This window comes from Streptomyces sp. NPDC059456 (assembly GCF_042750055.1).
Lineage (GTDB): Bacteria > Actinomycetota > Actinomycetes > Streptomycetales > Streptomycetaceae > Streptomyces.
Genome location: NZ_JBHYVA010000802.1, coordinates 1,704 through 3,577, shown reverse-complemented (window position 1 = coordinate 3,577; position 1,874 = coordinate 1,704). Strand labels below are relative to the sequence as shown.

The 1,874-nt window shown below is 75.6% G+C and carries 1 protein-coding gene and 1 pseudogene; both read left to right on the top strand.

Annotated features, from left to right (window positions below; translation table 11 throughout):
- Positions 1-30: 30 nt before the first annotated feature.
- A pseudogene (locus ACFXA3_RS38715) lies at positions 31-960 on the top strand (NADase-type glycan-binding domain-containing protein); the annotation flags it as partial.
- 269 nt (positions 961-1,229) lie between these two features.
- A partial coding sequence (locus ACFXA3_RS38710; RefSeq protein WP_385195425.1) for a PAS domain-containing protein occupies positions 1,230-1,874 on the top strand: 645 nt, incomplete at its 3' end.

Here is a 1,874-nt window from a genome sequence, read left to right as displayed (position 1 = left end):
GGGAAGGTCTCCTCCCCGCTCGCCCGCTGACCGGCCCCGCGCGCGCTGAGCGACACCATGTCCGACCGGGCGCGCTCCCTCCTCGTACCCGTGGCGGACCCGGAGGTTCCGCAGCCCGCGCCGGCGGCCGTCGCACCCGTCCTGCCCGGCCTGCCGGACGCCGACCGGCCCGCCGTACGCGCCCCGGGCGAGCAGCCCGGCATCGAGGGCGGCCCGCCGTGCCGGTGGTGCGCGACGCCGAACCGGCCCGACCGCCACTACTGCGTGCGCTGCGCGATGCCGCTGGCCGAAACCGGCGGGGCGGCGGCACCGGGGCGGGCTCCGTGGTGGCGCCGTCTCTTCGGCGGGCGGCACGGCGGGGCGCCGTGGGCGGGCGACCGTCCCCGGCTGCGCCGCGTCTTCGACCGCGTCGGCACCTGGATCGCCCTCGCCGCCGTCGTCACCCTGGCGATCCTCGGCGTCGTGTACCTGCCCGACGGCGTCCGGGCCGCCCAGGACCATTTCGCCCAGCGCGCCCCGGTCGCCCCGGACCGGATCGAGGCCTCCCGCTCCTACCCCGGCCACCAGCCGGAGATCGCCTTCGACAAGCGCAGCAACACCTGGTGGGGCCCCGGCGTCTCGCAGTCCGGCCAGGGCGAGTGGATCGAGGCCTCCTTCAGCGAGCCGACTCGGCTGCTGGACCTGGTCATCACCCCGGGCGTCTCGGGGCGGGCCGACAAGATCGGCGAGTCGGCGCTGCCGCACCGCGTCACGGCGACGATCACGGGCAGGGACGGCAAGGTCACCACGCGCCGGCTGACCCTGGATCAGGGGGCGGGCGGCCAGCGGCGGCCGTTCCGCGTGGGCGAGGTCACGAAGGTCCGCTTCACCATCGAGTCGTCGCACGCGTCCTCCGCGGACAAGCAGGTCGCCATCGCGGAGATCGAGTTCTTCGGTCCCTCGAACGCCGGCCGCTCCTGACCCTGCCCGCCGGAGACCGGGCCCCGCCCGGTTCCCGGTGCGGACGCGCAGGTTCCGCGCGGGCTCGCAGCTTCCGCGCGGGCGGGCAGGTTTCCGCGCGGGCGGGCGCCGTCCTCCGCCCCGCGGGGCGGGGGCTGCGGCCGCGCGCCGAACGGGGTGCTTTTCGGCGAAGCCCGCGGCGGCGCCCGTGCGCCTCACCGTGGCCGCCCGCACCATTGCCGATGCTCCTGTCGTGGGCACCACGGACGCACCGAGCTCTAGGCGGCAGCATGGCGGAGGCGGGAATCAACTACGCAGCGGTGTTCGAGGCGCTGCCCGGCATGGTCGCGCTCCTGACTCCCGATCTGACGTACGCGGACGTGAACAACGACTTCGCGCGCCTGACGGGGCGCACCCGCGAGCAGTTGGTGGGCCGCTACCTGTTCGACGTGTTCCCTGACAATCCGAACGATGCCTCGGCGACCGGTGCCCGGAACCTGGCGGCGTCCCTCGAGCGGGTGCTCAGCACCGGCGAACGGGACACCATGGCGCTGCAGCGCTACGACGTGGAGTCCGCGGAGCGGCCCGGCGAGTGGGAGGAGCGGTACTGGAGCCCGGTCAACGCCCCCGTCGTCGACGCGGACGGCCGGGTGGTGCTGCTGGTCCACCGCGTCGAGGAGGTCACCGCGCTGATCAGGGCCCGCGGCGGGGCCGGAGACGGCCAGACCCGCGTCCTGGAAGCCGAGCTCTACACCCGTGCGCGGGAACTGCAGGAGGTCAACGAGCGGCTGCGCGAGGCCCACGCCCGCGAGCGCGAGGTCGCCCTCGCCCTCCAGGAGGTGATGCTCCCGACGCCCGGGGCGGTGGGCCACCACCGCGCCGCCGTGCGCTACCGCCCGGCCGTCGGCTCCCTCAACGTCTGCGGGGACTGGTAC